General features: G+C 74.2%; 20 protein-coding genes and 1 pseudogene. 15 read left to right on the top strand and 6 right to left on the bottom strand.

Annotated elements, in window-relative coordinates; all coding sequences use genetic code 11:
• Positions 1-55 precede the first annotated feature (55 nt).
• Both OG447_RS22160 and OG447_RS22165 read left to right on the top strand, forming a co-directional pair.
• Positions 56-949, top strand: coding sequence for a sensor histidine kinase (locus OG447_RS22160; RefSeq protein ID WP_266938604.1), 894 nt, complete (start codon positions 56-58; stop codon positions 947-949).
• Positions 946-1,650, top strand: coding sequence for a response regulator transcription factor (locus OG447_RS22165; RefSeq protein ID WP_266938605.1), 705 nt, complete (start codon positions 946-948; stop codon positions 1,648-1,650). Before OG447_RS22160 ends, OG447_RS22165 begins: the two co-directional genes overlap by 4 nt.
• Positions 1,651-1,803: 153 nt before the next feature.
• On the opposite strand, the gene OG447_RS22170 is transcribed toward OG447_RS22165, so the two are convergent.
• On the bottom strand, positions 1,804-2,550 hold the full coding sequence (locus OG447_RS22170) for a GntR family transcriptional regulator (protein WP_266938606.1): 747 nt from the start codon (positions 2,548-2,550) through the stop codon (positions 1,804-1,806).
• Positions 2,551-2,827: 277 nt separating this feature from the next.
• Here OG447_RS22170 and OG447_RS22175 point away from each other — a divergent pair, with 277 nt between their 5' ends.
• Genes OG447_RS22175 through OG447_RS22195 form a run of 5 tightly spaced genes read left to right on the top strand, consistent with a single transcriptional unit; the run spans position 2,828 to position 7,619 of the window.
• Entirely contained in the window at positions 2,828-3,955 is a 1,128-nt protein-coding gene (locus OG447_RS22175) for an ABC transporter substrate-binding protein (protein ID WP_266938975.1), read from the top strand.
• Complete coding sequence (locus tag OG447_RS22180) at positions 3,955-4,878, top strand: ABC transporter permease subunit (protein ID WP_266938607.1); 924 nt, start codon at positions 3,955-3,957, stop codon at positions 4,876-4,878. The genes OG447_RS22175 and OG447_RS22180 overlap by 1 nt, the downstream gene beginning before the upstream one ends.
• Positions 4,875-5,843 (top strand): ABC transporter permease, encoded by a 969-nt coding sequence (locus tag OG447_RS22185; RefSeq protein ID WP_266938976.1) that lies wholly within the window; start codon positions 4,875-4,877, stop codon positions 5,841-5,843. Before OG447_RS22180 ends, OG447_RS22185 begins: the two co-directional genes overlap by 4 nt.
• 4 nt (positions 5,844-5,847) lie before the next feature.
• Complete coding sequence (locus tag OG447_RS22190) at positions 5,848-6,969, top strand: ABC transporter ATP-binding protein (RefSeq protein WP_266938608.1); 1,122 nt, start codon at positions 5,848-5,850, stop codon at positions 6,967-6,969.
• Positions 6,966-7,619 carry an HAD family phosphatase gene (locus OG447_RS22195; RefSeq protein ID WP_266938609.1) on the top strand — a complete coding sequence of 218 codons (654 nt, stop codon included), beginning with the start codon at positions 6,966-6,968 and terminating at the stop codon, positions 7,617-7,619. The genes OG447_RS22190 and OG447_RS22195 overlap by 4 nt, the downstream gene beginning before the upstream one ends.
• A 44-nt stretch (positions 7,620-7,663) precedes the next feature.
• Here the strand turns inward: OG447_RS22195 and OG447_RS22200 are convergent, their stop codons facing one another.
• Positions 7,664-8,140 (bottom strand): hypothetical protein, encoded by a 477-nt coding sequence (locus OG447_RS22200; RefSeq protein ID WP_266938610.1) that lies wholly within the window; start codon positions 8,138-8,140, stop codon positions 7,664-7,666.
• A 110-nt stretch (positions 8,141-8,250) separates the two neighbouring features.
• Here OG447_RS22200 and OG447_RS22205 point away from each other — a divergent pair, with 110 nt between their 5' ends.
• Positions 8,251-9,339, top strand: a complete 1,089-nt coding sequence (locus tag OG447_RS22205) for a DUF2330 domain-containing protein (RefSeq protein WP_266938611.1) — start codon at positions 8,251-8,253, stop codon at positions 9,337-9,339.
• 131 nt (positions 9,340-9,470) lie between these two features.
• Entirely contained in the window at positions 9,471-10,493 is a 1,023-nt protein-coding gene (locus OG447_RS22210; protein WP_266938612.1) for a hypothetical protein, read from the top strand.
• A 130-nt stretch (positions 10,494-10,623) separates the two neighbouring features.
• Here the strand turns inward: OG447_RS22210 and OG447_RS22215 are convergent, their stop codons facing one another.
• From OG447_RS22215 to OG447_RS22230, 4 genes and pseudogenes are all read right to left on the bottom strand, one after another.
• Complete coding sequence (locus OG447_RS22215; RefSeq protein ID WP_266938613.1) at positions 10,624-11,679, bottom strand: zinc-dependent alcohol dehydrogenase family protein; 1,056 nt, start codon at positions 11,677-11,679, stop codon at positions 10,624-10,626.
• Positions 11,680-11,765: 86 nt separating this feature from the next.
• A pseudogene (locus OG447_RS22220) lies at positions 11,766-12,622 on the bottom strand (DMT family transporter).
• Between the two features lie 92 nt (positions 12,623-12,714).
• Positions 12,715-13,539, bottom strand: a complete 825-nt coding sequence (locus OG447_RS22225; protein ID WP_266938614.1) for a RimK family alpha-L-glutamate ligase — start codon at positions 13,537-13,539, stop codon at positions 12,715-12,717.
• Positions 13,536-14,435: a RimK family alpha-L-glutamate ligase gene (locus OG447_RS22230; protein ID WP_266938616.1), complete on the bottom strand. Its 900-nt coding sequence runs from the start codon at positions 14,433-14,435 to the stop codon at positions 13,536-13,538. Before OG447_RS22230 ends, OG447_RS22225 begins: the two co-directional genes overlap by 4 nt.
• Positions 14,436-14,713: 278 nt before the next feature.
• Here OG447_RS22230 and OG447_RS22235 point away from each other — a divergent pair, with 278 nt between their 5' ends.
• The 6 genes from OG447_RS22235 to OG447_RS22260 are packed head-to-tail and all read left to right on the top strand — an operon-like array spanning position 14,714 to position 20,149.
• Positions 14,714-16,312, top strand: coding sequence for a sensor histidine kinase KdpD (locus tag OG447_RS22235; RefSeq protein WP_266938617.1), 1,599 nt, complete (start codon positions 14,714-14,716; stop codon positions 16,310-16,312).
• A complete protein-coding gene (locus OG447_RS22240; protein ID WP_266938618.1) occupies positions 16,309-16,710 on the top strand; it encodes a roadblock/LC7 domain-containing protein in 402 nt (133 codons plus the stop codon). Before OG447_RS22235 ends, OG447_RS22240 begins: the two co-directional genes overlap by 4 nt.
• Positions 16,707-17,060, top strand: a complete 354-nt coding sequence (locus OG447_RS22245; RefSeq protein WP_266938619.1) for a DUF742 domain-containing protein — start codon at positions 16,707-16,709, stop codon at positions 17,058-17,060. Before OG447_RS22240 ends, OG447_RS22245 begins: the two co-directional genes overlap by 4 nt.
• The gene (locus tag OG447_RS22250; RefSeq protein ID WP_266938620.1) at positions 17,041-17,673 is read left to right on the top strand and encodes an ATP/GTP-binding protein; all 633 of its coding nucleotides are present in this window, start codon (positions 17,041-17,043) and stop codon (positions 17,671-17,673) included. Before OG447_RS22245 ends, OG447_RS22250 begins: the two co-directional genes overlap by 20 nt.
• Positions 17,670-18,908, top strand: a complete 1,239-nt coding sequence (locus OG447_RS22255) for a cytochrome P450 (RefSeq protein WP_266938621.1) — start codon at positions 17,670-17,672, stop codon at positions 18,906-18,908. Before OG447_RS22250 ends, OG447_RS22255 begins: the two co-directional genes overlap by 4 nt.
• Positions 18,905-20,149 (top strand): cytochrome P450, encoded by a 1,245-nt coding sequence (locus tag OG447_RS22260; RefSeq protein WP_266938622.1) that lies wholly within the window; start codon positions 18,905-18,907, stop codon positions 20,147-20,149. Before OG447_RS22255 ends, OG447_RS22260 begins: the two co-directional genes overlap by 4 nt.
• The last annotated feature ends 13 nt before the right edge of the window (positions 20,150-20,162 follow it).

Here is a 20,162-nt window from a genome sequence, read left to right on the forward strand (position 1 = left end):
GGTGCGCGAGCAGCGGCCTTACGGGGCAGGGGAGTTCGGGGCAGGGGAGTTCGGCGTGGGACTGATCATCTCGGTGGCCGCGGCCTGCGCCGCCGCCGGCGTGGCCGCCGGGCTCGGCGTGGCACTGCTGCGCGCGCGGCGCGCGCACCGGGCGGCCCTGGGGGAGCGGGGCTGGCTGCTGGAACGGGAACGCGAAGCGGCGGCCCGTACCGCCGTGGACGCCGAACGGGCCAGGATCGCCGCGGAGCTCCACGACATCGTCAGCCACAACGTCAGCCTGATGGTGGTCCAGGCCGGGGCCGCCCGCGAGGTGCTGGACACCATGCCGGAGGCGGCCGCGGCGGCCATGGCAGCCGTGGAGAGCGCCGGACGGAACACGATGACCGAGCTGCGGCACCTCCTGGGGCTGCTCGCGCCCGCACAGGACGGCACGGACGAGCCGTACCGGGCTCACGGGCAGCGGCCCGCCGCCGGGCTGTCACCGCAGTCGCCGCAGCCGAGCCTGGACCGGCTGAGCCCGCTGGTCGACCGGTTCGCCTTCGCGGGCCTGCCGGTGGAGGTACGCATCTCCGGCGAACCGCGGCCGCTGCCGGCCGGGATCGACGTCACGGCGTACCGGATCATCCAGGAAGCACTGACCAACGCACTCAAACACGCGGACGGGGCGAAGACGATGGTGACGGTGCGGTACGCGGAGCACGCGCTGCGCGTGGAAGTGCTCAACGGCGGGCCGAGCGCCCTGTCGGGCGGCCGGGCCCCCGGCCCGGGCACGCCGGTGCAGCGGCCCGGCGGTGGACCCGGCGGGCCGGCGCCCCAGGCCGACGGCACCGGCCGCGGCCTGCTCGGCCTGCGCGAGCGCGTCGCCGTCTACGGCGGAGACCTCGACGCCCGCCGTCGCCTCGGCGGCGGCTTCCGGGTCCGCGCCCGGCTCCCGCTGGACCGGCCGTGACGGCGCCCGCCGCGTCCCCCGAGGGCGCCGCGCCCGCGCCCCGCGTGGTGATCGCCGACGACCAGGACCTCGTCCGCACCGGCTTCCAGCTGATCCTGACGGCCCGTGGGATCGACGTGGTCGGCGTGGCCGCCGACGGGGTGGAGGCCGTCGCGGCGGTGCGCAGGCTGCGCCCGGACGTCGTACTGCTGGACATCCGGATGCCGAACATGGACGGCCTGGAGGCCGCCCGGCGGATCCTCGCCGAGGTCCCGGACTGCCGGGTGATCATGCTGACCACCTTCGACCTCGACAGTTACGTGTACGCCGCGCTCGCCGCCGGAGCCAGCGGCTTCCTGCTCAAGGACGTCACGCCCGCCCACCTCGCCGCCGCCGTCCGCCTGGTCGGCACCGGTGACGCGCTGCTCTCCCCGTCGATCACCCGCCGCCTGGTGGAACGCTGCGCTCCCGCCACCGCGGGCGCCGGCGGACGGGCCCGGGTGCGTCCGGAACTCGCCGCGCTGACCCCGCGCGAACGCGAGGTGCTGACCCTGATGGGCCATGGCCGCTCCAATGCCGAACTGGCCCAGGAGCTGACCCTCAGCGAAGCCACGGTGAAGACCCACGTGGCCCGGATCTTCGCGAAACTGTCCCTCCGGGACCGGGCCCAGGCCGTGGTACTCGCCTACGAGACGGGCCTGGTCACACCGGGCTCTCCGTAGCCGGGAGTCCCGAAGCGGGTACGGACTTCGCGCACCGCGCGCCTGCGCCATGGACAACGGCCGTGCTGCCGGGCCGGGTTGCCGCTCCGGCCGGGTGGCCGGCCGGCTGCCGCGGGCGGTCGCCCGGGCCGTCGCGGGCCCTCGGCTGAGGCCTCACCGGTCCCCGGCGTGCCGCTCCAAGGGTGTTGCTACTGCCGAGTTGCTCACACTGAAGGTGACGCTGCCGGCCAGGTAGCGGTCGTCGGACCACTCGATCGGACGGCCCGTGCCCGTCGCGGACACGTGCCGCTGGCGCAGCAGCGGGCTGCCGCGCCGCACCCCCAGCAGCCGGGCGTCCTCGCTGCCCGCGGGCAGGGCGTCGATGAGGTGCTCGCCGTAGTGGGCGACGACCCCCGAGCCCTCGGCCAGGCCGTTCATGACGGAGCGGCAGTCCACCGGCATCGCCTCGACGGCCGCGGCGACCCAGTCGGCGTACGCGGTCCGCTCCACCATGGTCGGTTCCCCGTCGAGCAGCCGCAGCCGCAGCACGGCCAGGATCTCCGTACCGGGCGCCAGGGCGAGGCGGCCGGCCTCCTCTGCCGTGGCCGGGCGGCGGGTGCGGGACAGGAACCGGCTGTCGGCCGTGTGCCCGATCCCCTCGGCCCACTGGGCGAAGCTGTTGAGCTCGCCGAAGCTGTGCCGGCGCTCCTGGCGCAGGACGATCCTGCGCGCCCCCTGCCGGGAACCGATCAGTCCCTCCGCGGCGAGCGTGGCGACCGCCTGCCGGACCGTCCCGCGCGAGGCGGACCAGCGGGCGGCCAGATCGCTCTCGGAGGGCAGCCGGGCGCCCACGGGGAGTTCGCCGGAGAGGACCGCCGTGCGCAGCGCGTCGGCGATCTCCAGATACCGGACCGTGCCCATGCCGTTCTCCCCCTGATCGCCGTGTGTCCCGGATCCTTGCTCCGGGACCACTGTGTACGGGTATCTCTTGATCATTTCACCAGGGCCTGTCCAGTTTGTTTCCGGCCAGTCCCGTTCTTCGCCGAGCCGTGCTCCGGGTGACGGGCGCCGTTCACCGTCCGTACAGCGGGCCCGGGCGAACTGGAGCCAACTTGTTCAGACAAGTCAGCTCCTCCTTCTGCCTTAGTCTCCGGGAGAGACCGTGCTCAGTTCCTCCGCCCGTCGCGGTGCGGCCGTACTGCTCAGCGCCGCCGTCCTCACCACGCTCAGCGCGTGTGGTGCCGCCCCCGACCAGCCCGCCGGTGCCTCCGGTGACGCGAAGAACCAGCCGCAGCCGGGCGCCGCGGCCTCGGTGGCCGACTTCGGCTCGATGGAGGCCCTCGTCGCCGCCGCGCAGAAGGAGGGCCAGCTCAATGTGATCGCGCTGCCGCCGGACTGGGCGAACTACGGCGAGATCATCAAGGCCTTCGAAGCCAAGTACAAGATCAAGGTCAACAGCGAGAACCCGGACGCCTCCAGCTCCGACGAGATCGCCGCCGTCAAGTCCCGCAAGGGCCAGAAGCGCGCCCCCGACGTCCTCGACCTCGGCATCGCCTTCGCCCGCAGCGGCGCCGCCGAGAACCTCTTCGCCCCGTACAAGGTCGCCGCCTGGGACAAGATCCCCGCGGGCCAGAAGGACGCCGACGGCCGCTGGTACAACGACTACGGCGGCTACGTCTCCATCGGCTGCGACGCCGCGCGCATCAAGACCTGCCCGCAGACCTTCGCCGACCTGACGAAGCCCGAGTACAAGGGCAAGGTGGCCCTCAACGGCAACCCCACGAAGTCCGGTTCGGCCTTCGGCGGCGTCTACGCGGCCGCGCTCGCCAACAAGGGCTCCTTCGCCGACATCCAGCCGGGCATCGACTTCTTCGGGCAGCTGCGCAAGAGCGGCAACTTCATCCCGGTCGAGTCCACCCCGGCCACCGTCGAGAAGGGCGAGACGCCCATCTCCATCGACTGGGACTACCTGAACGCGGGCTACGCCGAGCAGTTCAAGGGCAAGGGCGTCGACTGGAAGGTCACCGTCCCCTCCGACGGGGTCTTCGCCCAGTTCTACTCCCAGGCCATCAACAAGGAGGCCCCGAACCCGGCCGCCGCCCGCCTGTGGATGGAGTTCCTCTACAGCGCCGAGGGTCAGAACCTGTGGCTCAAGGGCTACGCCCGCCCGGTCCTGCTGCCCGTCATGACCCAGGACGGCACCGCCGACAAGGACGCCGTCGCCAAGCTCCCGCAGGTCCAGGGCACCCCGGCCTTCCCCGCCTCCGAAGAGCTCGACAAGGCCAAGGCCGCCCTCGCGGAGAAGTGGGACAAGGCCCTCTCCTGATGTCCGCCTCTCCCACCACCCCCCACCCGACGACGGGCCCGTCCGTCGACCGCACCGCCGGCGGCAGCACCCGCCGCCGGCGGCGCGGCCCGCGCACCTGGCTCGCGGCCGTCCCGCTCCTCGCCTTCACCGGGCTCTGCTTCGGCGTCCCGCTCGGTGCGATCGCCTTCGGCGCGGTCACCCGTACCGACCAGGCGACCGGCGCCACCCAGGTGACCGGTGAGCACCTCGCGCGCTCCCTCCAGGGCCCCTACCTCGGCTCGCTCGTGGGCAGCGTCCAGCTGTCCGCCCTGACCGCCCTGATCGGCGCGGTCCTCGGCGTGCTCATCGCCCAGGCCGTGGTCACCTCGCGCTCCACGGCCCTGCGCGGAGCCGCCCTCACCGCTTCGGGCGTGCTCGCCAACTTCGGCGGCGTCCCGCTGGCCTTCGCCTTCATCGCCACCGTCGGCATCTCCGGAGTCCTCACCCAGCTCGGCCGGCTCACCGACCACGGCTGGAACCTGTACTCCTTCACCGGCCTCACCGTGGTCTACCTGTACTTCCTGACCCCGCTCATGGTGCTCGTGATCGCCCCGGCGCTGGACGGCCTGCGCCCCCAGTGGCGCGAGGCCGCCCAGAACAGCGGGGCCACCGGACGGCAGTTCTGGCGCCACGTCGGCCTGCCCGTACTCGCGCCCTCCCTGCTCGGCGGATTCGTGCTGCTCTTCGGCACCGCCTTCGCCGCGCACGCCACGGCCGCCGCCCTCGTCGGCGGCTCCGTCCCGCTGGTCACCCTCAAGATCGCGGACGCGCTGTCGGGGAACGTGCTCACCGGCCAGGAGAACGTGGCGCTCGCCCTCGGCCTCGACATGATCCTGATCGCCGGCCTGGTCATGGCGGTCTACCTGCCCCTCCAGCGACGGAGTGCCCGATGGCTGCGATGATCCCGCCCGCCCCGGCCCGGCCGGTCCCGTCCGACCCGTCCGACCCGTCCGACCCGGCGGCCCCGCCCGCCCCCGCCGCCCCGGCCGGGGACAAGGCGCCGCGCCCGGCGGCTCCCCGGCGGGCGCGCCGCAGGCCCCGCGTCTGGCGCGGAGCCGTTCTGCTCCTCGCGGGCGCGTACTTCCTCGTCCCGCTCCTCGCCTCCTTCGTCTTCACCGTGCACGTGCCCGGCCAGGGCGTCTCCTTCGAGGCCTACACCCAGCTGCTCTCCGCCGACGGCTTCACCGAGAGCCTGCTGCTCTCCCTCGGCCTGGCCGCCGCCACCATCGCGCTGTCCCTGCTGCTCGCGGTGCCCGCGCTGATCGCCGTACGGCTCGGCTCGCCCCGGCTGCGCCCGGTCGTCGAGGTGATGTGCATGCTGCCGCTGGTGGTGCCGCCGATCGCCCTGGTCACCGGCATCACCACCGTGCTGCGCTGGGGGCCCGAACACCTCTCGCGGACCCCGCTCTACCAGACCTTCCTCGCGGTCCAGAACGAGGACTTCCCCGTCGTCCTGGTCCTCGCCTACACGGTGCTGGCACTGCCCTTCGTCCACCGCTCGCTCGACGCGGGCCTGCGCGCCGTCGACGTGCCGACGCTGGTCGAGGCCGCCCGCAGCTGCGGAGCCGGCTGGTTCCAGGTCGTGGTGCGCGTGCTGCTGCCGAACCTGAGGTCCTCGCTCGCCGGAGCCGCCTTCCTCACCCTGGCCCTGGTGCTCGGCGAGTTCACCATCTCCTCCCTCCTGGGGTTCCAGCCCTTCGCCGTGTGGATCGTCTCGATCTCCGGCGCCCACGCCCGGATGTCCGTGGCCGTCTCGATCCTCAGCCTCCTGATCACCTGGCTGCTGCTGCTCGCCCTCTCGCGGGCCGGGACCAGCCCCTCCACCGCCGCGGCCGCCCCCGCCACCCCCTCCCGCAAGGAGTCCTGACCCCATGCCTACCTCGCCCACCGCCCTTCCCGCGTCCAGGAAGCCCGGGGACCCCGAAGGCACGGCCGGCCCCGTGGGTGCGCGCGTCGAATTCCGCGGCCTGCGCAGGTCGTTCGGCTCCACCGTCGCCCTCGACGGACTCGACCTGACCGTGGAGCCCGGCGAACTCCTCGCCCTGCTCGGCCCTTCGGGCTGCGGCAAGACCACCGCCCTGCGGGTCCTCGCCGGCTTCGAGCAGCCCGACTCCGGAGAAGTGCTCGTGGACGGCCGGGACATCACCCGAGTCCCGGCCAACCGCCGCGACGCCGGCATGGTCTTCCAGTCCTACAGCCTCTTCCCGAACCTCAGCGCCCGCGACAACGTCGCCTTCGGCCTGCGGGTGCGCAAGGTCGGCGCGGCGCAGCGCCGCGAGCGGGCCGCCGAACTCCTGGACCTGGTGGGCCTGCCCGACCACGGCGACCGCTACCCGCACCAGATGTCCGGCGGCCAGCAGCAGCGCGTCGCCCTAGCCCGCGCCCTGGCCCTGCGCCCGCGCGTGCTCCTGCTCGACGAGCCGCTCTCCGCGCTCGACGCCAAGGTGCGGTCGAACCTGCGCGAGGAGATCCGCCGGCTCCAGCTCTCCCTCGGCATCACCACCGTGTTCGTCACCCACGACCAGGAGGAAGCCCTGTCGATGGCCGACCGGGTGGCCGTCCTGAACGCCGGGAAGCTGGAGCAGTGCGCCGCCCCCGCCGAGCTCTACGAGCGCCCCGCGACCCCGTTCGTCGCCGAGTTCGTCGGCACCATGAACCGGCTCCCCGGACAGCTCACCGGAACCGGCCTCGTCGAGGTCGCCGGAGCACGGCTGCCCGTGGACGGCCCGGTGCCGACGGTCCCGGCCGGCGGGAAGGTCGAGGTCCTCGTACGCCCGGAGAACGTGACGGCCGTCGCCGATCCCGAGGGCCCGGCCACCGTGGTCTCCGCCTCGTTCTTCGGCTCCGTGACCCGGCTCCACCTCGAACTGCCCGGCGCGGTCCCCGTCAAGGCGGACCTGCCCTCCCGCGACGCGGGCGCACTCGTCCCCGGCGCCCGGGCCGTCGTCGGCCTGGCCGAGCGGCCCGTCCTCGTCGTGGCCGGGCCCGCGTGAGCGCGCTCGCAGCGGTCCTGTTCGACATGGACGGCACCCTGGTCGACACCGAGGTCATCTGGTGGCGGACCACCGAGGAGATCGCCGGCGGCCTCGGCCACCGGCTCACCGCCGCGGACGCGCCCGAGGTGGTGGGCCGCGCGGTCGAGGACACCGCCGCCCACCTCGTACGGGCCGCCGGCACGGGCGACCCGGCCGAGGTCGCCGCCGCGCTCACCGCCCACTTCTTCCGCCAGGTCGAGGAAGGGGCGCCCATGCGGCCCGGAGCCCAGCGGCTGCTGGCCGCACTGGAAGCCGAGGGCGTGCCCTTCGCCCTCGTCAGCGCATCGCCCCGGGTGGTCGTGGACTCCGTGGTCGGCGGCTCGCTCGCCCACGTCCCCTTCGCCTTCACGGTGTCCGCCGACGACACCGAGCGGACCAAGCCGCACCCGGACCCCTACCGGACGGCCGCCCGACGCCTCGGCCTGTCACCCGGCGCCTGCGTGGCGGTGGAGGACTCGCCGGACGGCGCGGCCTCGGCCGAGGCCGCCGGATGCGCCGTGCTGGTGGTCCCGTCGCTGCTGGCGGTGCCCGCCTCGCCGCCGCGCACCTTCGCCGGGTCCCTGGAGGAGGTCACCCCCGACCTTTTGAGGGCCTGCCTGGTGCCGTGACGCGCGGCCGGACCCGCGGGGATCCGCGCCGTCCGCCGGGGCGTTCAGGTCCGCAGGCCGAGGATGTCCACGATGCCCTCGGCGTAGGCGGCGGTCACCGACCCCGGGGCGCCCGCCGCCTCCCGGTGGAGCTGGGGCAGGCCCCTGCGGATGAACGCGGAGCACTGCCCGTACAGCCCCGCCTCGTGCGAGGTCCCGTCGTCCTGCGCGCCCAGCAGGGCCAGCAGCGTCCACAGCAGCGCCTCGCGGGTCGCCCGGCGCGGCGGGCCCGCCGTCCACACGGCCATCAGCACCCCGGCCACCGCCGGAGCGGGCGGCGCCAGCCGGGTCCCCGCGAAGGCGTGCCCCTGCAACGCCCGGAACGCGGCCGGATGCCCCTCCGCCGCGGCCCACAGGGTCTCCTCGAGATGCAGCGCGGAACGACCGCAGCCGCACTCCACGCCGTCCCAGTCGTGCCGTGTGATCTCCGCCGCCACAGCGTCGGGTACCAACGGGCTGCTGCGCTTGTCCGTCCCTCTCATGGGAGGAGTATGCGATTCGGCCAGGCCGGGGGCCAGCGGCACCCTCCACGGACCGTTCACCAGGGCCCGGAACCGGATCCCCCGGGACCCTCGTCTGAGATCCCGTGCGTATGAAACGAAGAATCCTCGCCCTGCTGTTCGCCCTGCTCGTGACCCAGCTCGGGTCGCTGATCAGCCCCGCTTACGCCTGCGGCTGCGGGGCGATGGTCCCCGACGGCCGGTCCCGGATCGGGGTCGACCGGGAGACGTCCGTCGTGCGCTGGGACGGCCGCACCGAGCGGATCGTGATGCGGTTCACCGTCGGCGGGGACGCCCAGCGCGCCGCCTGGATCATGCCCGTCCCCGGGCGGGCCACCGTGGAGCTCGGCGACGGGAAGGTGTTCGACGAACTCGCCTGGATGACCCGGCCCGAGCGCAGGACCCGTAGCTACTTCTGGCCCCGCAACCGCGACTGGCCCTTCTCCTCCGGCCGCCGCGACGGAGCCGGCGCCCCCATGCCGGGCAGCGCGGACACCGGAGTCGGCGTCGTCGGCCGCGAACAGCTCGGCGACTTCGACGTGGCCCGCCTCACCGCCACCGACCCCGACGCCCTGAAGAACTGGCTGGAGTCCAACGGCTTCACCCTGCCCGAGCGCCTCGCCGCCGAGGTCAAGCCGTACGTCGACCAGAAGTGGGAGTACGTCGCCGTACGCCTCGCCCCGCGCGAGCCGGGCAAGCCGCTACGGGGCGACCTGGACCCGCTGAGCATCCGCTTCGACAGCGACCGGCTGGTCTACCCGATGCGGTTGTCGCGGATGGCCAGGACAGGCCAGTCGCTCGGCCTGTACGTACTGGCCGACCACCGCATGGAACCCGCCTCCCCGATCGGCGGGAACGCACCGAAGGTGACCTTCGCGGGAACCATCGCGCCCGAGAAGGGCCCGCTCGCCGAACTCGCGGGCGGCGGGAAGGTGTTCCTCACCGCGATCGACCAGAGCTTCCCCGAGCCCGGCCGCATCGACGGCGACCACGAGCTGCGCGCCACCCCGAAGGACACCCCGTACCGGCGGGTGATCTACCGCGACAAGCTGCTCACGGTGGGGGACGGCATCCCGGTCTGGATCCTGACGGTGTCGGCGGTCCTGCTGCTCGCGGCGACGGGAACCGCCCTCACCACGGCGCGCCGCCGTCGCCGCCGCCGTATGGCCGGGACGCACTAGCCCCCGCCGCGAAGTCCCACCCGCTTCCGGCCGTTCCGCCTCCCGTCCCGGCCTCATAGGCAAGGCACGCCCTAGGCTGCGCACCACCATGACAGCGGAATCCAGGGGGGATCCGAATGGCACGGAGCTCGATGCGCCACACGCTCGTACGCGCCGTCGCGGCGGCGGGACTGCTGGTGGGGCTCGCGGCCGGGGGAGTGGCCGCGGGAGGCACCGCGGAGGCCGCCGCACGGACCGCCGCCGTAGGGACGGCGCCCGGACCCGGGGAGCGGTCCACGGCGGCGGACCACGGCCCGCGGTACGCCCGCACCTCAGCGTCAGCGGCCCCGGACGACCCGCCGGAGCTGCCCACCATCGAACAGCCCGTCTCCGAGGGAACGTTCACCTTCAGCGGTGACCCCGGAGACGAGGTCACCCAGGGCCGGTCGGAGTCCTTCGGCACCCCCGGGCAGGGCTTCCTGGTCTACCGCAGTACCGGCAGCAACATGGCGGAGATCCGGGTCCGGGACGGCGACACCTGGTGGTACGTGGCGTTCGGTGCCCCGGCGGGCCGGCGGCTCACCGCCGGAACCTACGCCGGAGCCACCCTCTTCCCGTTTCACGAGAACGCGCCCGGACTCGACTTCTCCGGGGACGGCCGCTACTGCACCGGCCTCTCGGGCAGCTTTACCGTGCACCGGGTCGACTGGGGTCCGCAGGGCTGGCTCAACTTCCTCGACGCAGACTTCGAACAGCGCTGCGAGGGCAGCGCGGCGGCCTCCCGGGGGTCGGTCCGCATCCAGGCCCCGCCCGCCTCGCCGCCGCTGACGCTGGCGGTGACGGCCGCCCGGACCGGCGGCGTCACCCCCGAGGGCGAGGCCGTGCTCCACGGCACCCTGCGCTGCAACAAGTCCGTGTGGGCCGCGGTGCACGTGTACGTGGTCCAGCAGCAGGGCGGCAGGAAGGTCGGCGGCTGGCTCCGGCAGTCGGTGGACTGCACGGCGGGCACGGCGGTCGCCTGGCAGGGCAAGGCGACCGCCGACGGCTCCGCCCGCTACCAGGACGGCTGGGCCGACACCGTGGTGGGCGCCTCGGCCCACGACTGGGAGTACATGACCTACACCGAGGCCCCGGAGAAGAAGCCGAGGGTCTGCCTCGGCAGGTGCGGCAGCTGACCTGACCTGACCTGAGCGGACGGTCCGGCCGGACCGGTGCCGTCGGCCCGGGCTCCCCTCCGTCCGGGCGACGGGCAGGCGCGGCGGGCAGGCGCGGCGGCAGGGCCCGGCGCGCTGCCGCCCCGCGGCCTCAGGCCCGGGTACGGGCGCCCGGCAGGATGATCGTGACGCCGCGCCCCGGGGCCGTGCCCATCGCCGCCAGGGCGGCCGGGGCCGCGTCGAGCGGGATCGTCGACGTGACGAGCAGGTCCGGGCGCAGCAGACCGCCCCGGACCATCTCCATCATCGGCGGGTACGCGTGCGCGGCCATCCCGTGGCTGCCGAGGATCTCCAGCTCCCAGCCGATCACCCGCTCCATCGGCAGCACGGCCGGGCCGGCCGCCGCAGGCAGCAGCCCGACCTGCACGTGACGCCCGCGCCTACGCAGCCCGGCCACCGAGGCCGCCGCCGTCGCGGGCGATCCCAGGGCGTCGAGCGAGAGGTGCGCGCCCCCGCCGGTCACCTCCCGTACGGCCTCGGCCGTATCGGCGCGGGCGGAGGCGTCCACACAGTGCGCGGCGCCGAACTTCCGCGCCAGCTCCAGCGCACCGGGCGCGGTGTCGACGGCGACGACGCGGGCCCCGGCCGCTGCCGCGACCATCACGGCGGAGAGCCCCACCCCGCCGCAGCCGTGCACCGCCACCCATTCGCCCGCGGCCACCCGCCCTTGCACGACCACGGCCCGGAAGGCCGTCGCGAACCGGCAGCCGAGCCCGGCGGCCGTCGCGTACGACAGCTCCTCGGGCACGGCCACCAGGTTGACGTCGGCGTGGTCCAGGGCCACGTACTCGGCGAAGGAGCCCCAGTGCGTGAACCCGGGCTGCGTCTGCCGCGGGCACACCTGGTGGTCACCGGCCGCGCAGTCGGGGCAGCTGCCGCAGGCGCAGATGAACGGAGCCGTGACCCGGTCCCCGGGCCGCCAGCGGGTCACGCCCGTGCCCACCGCCTCGACCACGCCTGCCAGTTCGTGCCCGGGCACGTGCGGCAGCACGATGTCCGGGTCGTGCCCCATCCAGCCGTGCCAGTCGCTGCGGCACAGTCCGGTGGCCTCCACCCGCACCACCACCCCGCCCGCCGCCGGAACCGGATCCGCCACCTCCGTGACCTCGGGCTGCTCCCCGTACCGTTCGAAGACCACTGCGCGCACGATCCCGCCCTCCGTTCGACTGCCCCGCACGCTACCCGGCCTTGTCCGGCCCGCTCACCGGTGGCGGGCTGCCGAGCCGTGGCGGGTCACGGGGCGCCCGCCTCCGCCCGGGCCAGGGCGAGCACCCCGGCGCAGATCAGGGCGACGCCCAGCAGTTGGGGGACCACCCACCAGTGGGCCCGCAGGTGCTCCTCGTAGAGGACCACGCCCAGTGCGACGCTGACGCCCGCGTCGCCGAGGGTCAGCGCGGGCTGAGAGGCGACCAGCGGGCCGCCCTGCATGGCGTGTTCGAGCAGCAGCAGGGCGCAGATGCCGGTCGCGCCGAAGGCGTAGGTCTGCCAGGTGGTCAGGAACGCGCCGAGGCCCCGCTCGTCGAGGATGTGCACGGCGGACTTCATCAGGGCGGCCGTGAGCGCGTAGCAGACGGCGGTGGCGGCGCCGAGGCAGCCGGCCCGGGCACGGCCCGGCGGGCGGCTCAGCCCGGCCGCGGCCAGGACGGCGACCGCGGCGGCGCACACGGCCAGGGACAGGCCCCACCGGTCGAGCGGGACGTGCGTACGGTTGCCCTCGGGCGAGGCGGCGATCAGGACGATCCCGAGCCCGGCCACCACCCCGGCCACGGCGAGCCACAGGGCCCCGGAGAGCCGTTGACGGGCCATCAGTGAGGCGATGAGCAGCGCGAGCGGCAGTTTTCCAGCACGAACAGCGGCTGTACGAGGGCCAGTGCCCCGGTGGCCAGCGCCAGGGCCTGCCCGACGCCGGCCGCGATCACGGCCAGGATCCCGACGAGCCAGAGCGGCCGGCGGAGCAGGTCGAGGACCAGCCCGATCCGGAAGCCGTCGCTCTGTGGCACGGTGAGCGCGGCCCGCCGCTGGAGCACGGTGGCGAGCGCGTTGCTCAGCGCCGCGAACAGTGCGAAGAGGACCGGCAGGACGACGCCCATGCCCCGATCCTCGTGGCGCCCGCCGCCCGTCGGCGCCGCGACACCGTCCCGGACCCCGGGCGCCCGGGGCCGTTCCCCCGTCCGGGGGCGGGCTACGCGGACCTGGACGCTCCGGACGTTCCCGCAGACGCCTCGTACGCGCGGCGCAGCGCCAGGGCCGCCAGGGCTTCCGGGGCGCCGTCCTGGCCGCGGATGCCGGGGAAGGCGTTGATGTCGACGATCAGCGGGGTCCCGTCGCCGGTGTCGAGGATGTCCACGCCGTAGACGTCCAGGGCGAACACCGCACCCACCTCGCGCACCAGCGCCGCCCAGCCGTCCGGCAGCGCGTCCAGCGGCAGCGGCCGGTTGGGGCCGCGCCCCTGCGGGGACAGGTCCGAACGGCGCGTGGCCGCGAAGACCCGGTCCTCTATCACCCACAGCTTGTGGTCCCAGCCGCTGTTGGGCGCGAACTCCTGGACCACCACCGGCTCCCGCGACCAGACGGCCGCCAGCCGGGCCAGCTGCCCGGCGTCGTCGACGCGCGCGACGAGGTCGCCCCGGCGGTTGTGCCGGCTCTTGACCACCACGGGGGAGGAGAGCGGGGCGCCGGCGGCCCACACGGCGAGGGAGCCGAAGGTCCGGGTGGCCGCGAAGGGCAGGCCGGCGCGCCGGGCGAGCTCCGCCATCCGCGTCCGGTCCTGGCACAGCGTGGTCGCGGCCGCGGAGTTCACCACGGTGGCACCGTGCCGCTCCAGGTCCCGTGCGAGGGCCAGCGCGTGGGGCGTCCCCGACTTCAGCAGGTACACGTCGGCCGGCTGCCGCGGCACGTCGGCGGTCACCGGATCGAGCGCCTCGACGGTGTGCTCGCGGGACAGCAGGCCGGTGGCCGCCGCCAGCAGCGGATGGCCGGGTTCCGGGGTGATCAGGCCGATCCTCATGCGCTGTCACCGGCCCCTGCCGAGGCCTGCACCGGTATGGACAGGGGCAGCGAGGAGTGCGGCCGCAGGTACGGGGCGGTGGAGCCGCCCGCCCGGGCCAGTCCCAGTACCGCCCGGGCCACCCGGGCCGCGGCGTCCGGCACCTGACGGAAGCTCGGGAAGTCGTTCACGTCGACGACCACCGGCCCCTCCGGGCCCAGCAGCACGTCCACCCCGTACAGGTCGAGTCCGTACACCGAGCCCACCTGCGCGGCGATCGCCGCGACCTCCGCCGACAGCGGCACGCGACGCTCGCGCACGGCGGGGTCGGGGTGCAGCGGCGAGCAGCGCTCGGTCGCGAACAGCTCCCCGCCGACCCCGTACACCTTGAGGTCGGTGCCCGCGTTGGGCACGTACGGCTGGGCGATGAGCATGCCCTCGCCCGCCAGCCCGGGCAGCATCTCCTCCAGCCGCCCCGGCGAGGGCACCAGGTGCACGGCGCGCCCGGAGCTGCCGTCGGCGGGCTTGACGACCAGGGGGTACTCGGCCGCCGGTATCTCCCGGAGCAGTTCGGGGCGGGCCACCGCGTACGTGGGCGGCAGCGGGAGCCCCCGGCCGCGCCCGATGGCGGCCGCCAGCGCCTTGTCCCGTACGCCGCGGATCGAGCGGGCGTCGTTGACCGTGGTCATCCCGGCCGCGGCGGCGGCCTCGAGCAGAGTCAGCCCCGGCCCGCCGGACACCGTCTTGAGCACCCAGGCGTCGTGTGCCCCCGCGTCCACCACTTCGGACATGCGCAGCAGCGAGCCGCCCGGCCGCACCACGTCCACCTGGTGACCCCACGCGGTCAGCTGCCCGATCACCGCGTTCGGCATGCCGTCGTGGCGGTAGTGCTCCTCCACCAGGAAGCAGAGCCTCATCGACCTTCCCCAAATTCCCCGGACGTCCGCCGATTCCGCCCGGCGAGTTGTGACGTCACAGGATGTCATGGACCGCAATGTGATGATCGGTCCGCGTCGGAGGCCGGGGTCGGTCGCACCAAACGATCGCATAAAGCTTCAGAACGTTCTCAATTGGTCACTACGGAACGTAATGAGGGTCAGTACTCACCAAATCGATCAGCAACTCTCCTATAGTTGGGCCTCGTTACCCCAGGAAACCATCTCCTCCGTCCCCGCCCGGTATGAGGCCTTGATCGATGACGGCGCCCCCTTCACCCCTCCGCCACTCCGCGCTCGCCCTGCTGATCACCACAGCGGTCACCGGCGCGGTCTCGACGGCGGCGGTGGCCGCCGCCCCGGAGGCCGTCCGCACGCCCCTCGCCTGGTTCTCCGGCGCGGGCGTGCTGCTGCTCGCCGTCGCGGCCTTCGCCGTCGTCCGGTCGACGCACACGGCCCGGCTGCTGCGCCGCCGGATCTCCGGTCTGGAGGGGGAAGTCGCCGCCCGTGACGCGCACATCGCCCGGCTGACCGCCGACGCGGCACGCGAAGCGGCCGCGCACACCGCCGAGCGGAACAGGCTGACGCACGCCCGCACCGCCGATCTGGACCACCTGACGGCCGCCCACGCCGCCGAACTCGAGGCACTGGCCGCCACCGGGGCGGCCTCCCGCGAGCAACTGGCCGAAGAGCTGCGCCGCGCCCGGTCCGCCCGGGCCGCCGCCATGGCCGCCGCGGCCAACGCGGCCGGCCGGATGCAGGCCTTCGCCACCGGCATGCTGGCCGACCTGCGCGACATGGAGCACCGGCACGCCGACGAGACCGTCCTCGGCGACCTGCTCCACCTCGACCACCGGACCGCCCAGGCGGGCCGACTCGCCGACTCCGTCGCCGTGCTCACCGGGGCCCGTTCGGGCCGCCGCTGGGCCAAGCCGATCGTCATGGAATCGGTGCTGCGCGGCGCGATGGGCCGGATCGGCGGCTACCAGCGGGTCCGGCTGCACTCCACCAGCGACGCCGCCGTCGCCGGACACGCCGCCGAGGGCGTCATGCACGCCCTGGCGGAACTCCTCGACAACGCCGCGAACTTCTCCCCGCCGACCGCCGAGGTCCACGTGTACGTGGAGGAGGTGCCCGCCGGGATCGTCATCACCGTCGAGGACAGCGGCCTGGTCATGAGCGAGGTCCAGCTGCGCCGCGCCGAACGGGCCGTGAGCGCCGAGTCGCTGGACCTGGCCGGACTCTCCGGCACCCGCCTCGGCCTCGCCGTCGTCGGCCGCCTGGCCCGCAAGCACGGGCTCACCGTGTCCTTCCGGCCCTCGGCCCGCGGTGGTACGGGCGCCCTGATGATGCTGCCGCAGGAGCTGATCAGCCGCGCCCCGGCCGTAGCCGACCCCGCGCCACAGCCCGCCGTCCCGCCGCAGCGCGCCGCCGCCCCGGCCCCCGGAGCCGCGCCCGCCGTCGCCGGCCGCACGGGGGACCGTACGCACGCCCGGGCCGACGCCCCGGCCCCGCACGCCGACACCCCCACCCCGCACGCCGAACCCCAGGCCCCGCACGCCGACGCCCCCACCCCGCACGGCGAACCCCCCGCCCCGCACACCGGATCCACCGGGCCGGACCCGGTCACCGGGACCGGCGCGAGCGGGCTGCCCCAGCGGCGGCGCGGCCGCACCCTGGCCGCCGCCCGGCCCGAACCCGGGCGCGCCCCGGGCGCCGCCGGTACGGAACCCCGTACGGACGGCGCCCCCACCGAGGCGCCCCGCCCGGCCACCCGCTTCGGCAGCTTCCGCCAGGCCGTCCGCGGCACCCCGCCGCACCCCACGACCCCCCAGAACCCGGAAGGCACCGCGCAATGACCGGCTCCACCACCGACGAGACGCTCAGCTGGCTCCTGGAAGGCCTCCTGGAGCGCACCCCCGGCGCCCGGCACGCCCTCGTGCTCTCCCGCGACGGCCTCAAACTGTGCCGCACCCCGGAGCTCTCCGTCGACCAGGCCGACCAGCTCGCCGCGATCGCCGCCGGCATCCAGAGCCTCTCGCACGGGGCGTCCATCGAGTTCGGCGACGGAACCGGCGGCGTCCGTTCCGCCATGGCCGAGTTCTACGGCGGGATCCTGTTCATCGTCGAGGCCGGCGAGGGGGCCCACCTGGCGCTCGTCGCCTCCGAGGAAGCCGACGCGGGCCTGGCCGGGCACAACATGTCCGAACTGGTCGAGCAGCTCGGCGAGCACCTCGTCGCCCGGCCCCGGGATTGAGCAGGAGCAGACCGGGCCGGGACGACTCCCCGGACCGGCTCTACACCCTCACCGGCGGCCGCAGCCGCTCCGGCTCCGACGCCTTCGACCTGGTCACCCTGATCGTCTCCGAGTGCGACCCGGTCCCCGGCATGCAGTCGGAGCACGCGGCGATCCTGCGCATGTGCCGGTACCCGACGGCGGTGGTGGAGATCGCGGCCGATCTGGGCCTGCCGGTGTCCATCGTCCGGATCCTCCTCGCCGACCTGCTCGGTACCGGTCGGATCAGCGCCCGGCACCCCCGTACGACGTACCGCCTTCCCGACCCCGACATCCTGGAGCAGGTGCTCGTTGGACTCCGCAGCCTCTGAGGCGATCCCCGAACCGCGTCGCCAGACCCTGCACAGCACCGCCGACAACGGTCTGAAGATCGTGATCGTCGGCGGTTTCGGAGCCGGCAAGACCACCATGGTCCGCTCGGTCAGCGAGATCCGCCCGCTGAACACCGAGGAGACCATGACGCAGGCCGGCGAGGCCGTCGACGACACCGACCAGATCGCCTCGAAGAACGCGACCACCGTCGCCTTCGACTTCGGCCGCATCACCCTCGACGCGCACAACGTCCTGTACCTCTTCGGAGCCCCCGGCCAGGAGCGGTTCTGGTTCCTGTGGGACCGGCTGTTCTCCGGCACCCTGGGGGCCGTCGTCCTCGTCGACACCCGCCGCCTCGCCGACTCCTGGTACGCCATCGACCGCCTGGAACACCACGGCACTCCTTTCGTCGTCGCCTGCAACGACTTCGGCGGGCCCCAGCACACGCGGGAGCAGGTCCGCGCGGCCCTCGACCTCCCGCCCGACGTCCCGCTGGTGTTCTGCGACGCCCGCTCCCGGGAGTCCGCCAAGCAGGTCCTGATCTCCCTCGTCCAGCACCTCCAGACGGCCGCCCGGTCGCACCAGCCGAAGACCCCGGAGCCCACCCCGTGACCACCCCCGCCGCACCCGAACCCCAGCCCGTCCCCCTGAGCGGCCCCCGGTTCCAGACCGACCCCATCGGGCTGTACCGCGAGATGCGGCGCGACCACGGAGCCGTCGCCCCGGTCGTCCTCGACGGAGACGTACCGGCCTGGCTGGTCCTCGGCTACCGCGAGCTCCACCAGGTCACCAGCGACCCGGTGCTCTACTCCCGCGACTCCGAGCTGTGGAACCAGTGGGACCGCATCCCCGCCGACTGGCCGCTGCTCCCGATGATCGGCCGCAAGCAGCCGTCCATCCTCTACACCGTCGGCGAACGCCACCGCGAGCGGGCCGCCGTGATCAGCGACGCGCTGGAGTCCGTGGAACCCTTCGAACTCAGGGGCCACGCCGAGCAGTTCGCGGACGAACTGATCGACGGCCTGTGCGGCAAGGGCGCCTGCGACATCGTCGGGGAGTACGCGATGCTGCTGCCGCTGCGCGTCCTCGCCCGGATCTACGGCTTCCCCGACGGGCAGGGCCCCGGTCTCGTCACCGCCATGAACGACATGATCAACGGGCGGGAAGGGGCCCTGGAGGGCCAGCGCCACCTCGGCGGCTCGATGTACGCGCTGCTCGCGGCGAAGCAGGCCGAGCCCGGCCCGGACGTCGTCTCCCACATGCTCGCCAACCGGGCGGGCTTCACCGTGGAAGAGATCGCCCAGGACCTCATGGTGATGATGGCCGCGGGCCACCAGCCCACCGCCGACTGGATCGGCAACTCGCTGCGCCTGATGCTCACCGACCCCCGCTTCGAGGCCTCCCTGGCGGGCGGCCGGCACAGCGTCGGCGAGGCCATGAACGAGGTGCTGTGGGAGGACACCCCCACCCAGAACGTGGCCGGCCGCTGGGCCTCCCGCGACACCCACCTCGCCGGACGGCGCATCGCCCGCGGCGACCTGGTGCTGCTGGGCCTCGCCGCCGCCAACGCCGACCCGCGGGTACGCACCGACGCGGGCGCCCTCACCGGCGGCAACAGCGCCTTCCTCTCCTTCGGACACGGCGAACACCGCTGCCCGTTCCCCGCCCAGGAGGTCGCCGAGGTCATCGCACGCACCGGCATCGAGGTCCTCCTGGACCGGCTGCCCGACGTCGACCTCGCGGTACCCGCCGCCACGCTCTCCCGGCGGCCGTCCCCCTGGCTGCGCGGACTGTCCGAACTCCCGGTGACCTACACCCCGACCCCCGCCCTTGGAGCCACCAGATGACCTGCCCGATCGACCACTCCGGCCCCGGCGACGCCACGACCCTCACCCTCGACCCCTTCGTCGCCGACCTCGACGCGGAGAGCGCCGCACTGCGCGCCGCTGGTCCGCTCGTACGGGTCGTCCTGCCCGGCGGCGTCGGCGTCTACGCCGTCACCCGCCACGCCGAGGCACGGGCCCTGCTCACCGACTCCCGGGTGGTCAAGGACATCGGCGTCTGGGGTGCCTGGCAGCGCGGCGAGATACCCCCGGACTGGCCGCTGATCGGCCTCGCCAACCCCGGCCGCTCGATGCTCACCGTCGACGGCGACGAGCACCGCCGGCTGCGCACCCTGGTCGCGCAGGCCCTGACCGTACGCCGGGTGGAGAGGCTGCGGGCCGGTATCGAGGCCCTGACCGCCGGCATGCTCGACCGGCTGGCCGCCCTGCCGGCCGGCGAACGCGTCGACCTGAAGGCCGAGTTCGCCTACCCGCTGCCGATGAACGTGATCAGCGAGCTGATGGGCGTGGACGCCGCCGAACACCCGCGGCTGAAGGCGCTCTTCGAGAAGTTCTTCTCCACGCAGACCCGGCCCGAGGAGGTGCCGCAGATGATGGCGGACCTCGGGGCGCTCTTCTCCCGCATCGTGGAGTCCCGGCGCGAGAACCCGGGCGACGACCTGACCAGCGCGCTCATCGCCGCCTCGGAGGACGGCGACCACCTCACCACCGAGGAGATCACCAACACCCTCCAGCTGATGGTCGCGGCCGGCCACGAGACCACGATCAGCCTGATCGTCAACGCGGTCGTCGCCCTGCAGACCCACCCCGATCAGCGCGCCCGCGTCCTCAAGGGCGAGGTGCCCTGGGAGAACGTCATCGAGGAGACCCTGCGCTGGTCCACCCCGACCTCGCACGTCCTGATCCGCTTCGCCGCCGAGGACATCGAGGTCGGGGACCGGATCCTGCCGAAGGGCGAGGGCCTCATCGTCTCCTTCGGCGCCATCGGCCGCGACGAGGAGCAGCATGGCGCCACCGCGGGGGAGTTCGACGTCACCCGCACCCCGAACCGCCACATCTCCTTCGGCCACGGCCCGCACGTCTGCCCCGGCGCGGCCCTCTCCCGCCTGGAGGCCCTGGTCGCCCTCCCGGCCCTGTACGCCCGCTTCCCGGACCTGAGGCTGGCCGTCGCCCCCGAGGAGCTCCGCAACAAGCCGGTCCTGACCCAGAACGACCTGTTCGACCTGCCGGTCCACCTGTCCTGACCGGCGAAATCCA

Source organism: Streptomyces sp. NBC_01408, assembly GCF_026340255.1.
In the GTDB taxonomy this organism is placed as follows: Bacteria; Actinomycetota; Actinomycetes; order Streptomycetales; family Streptomycetaceae; genus Streptomyces.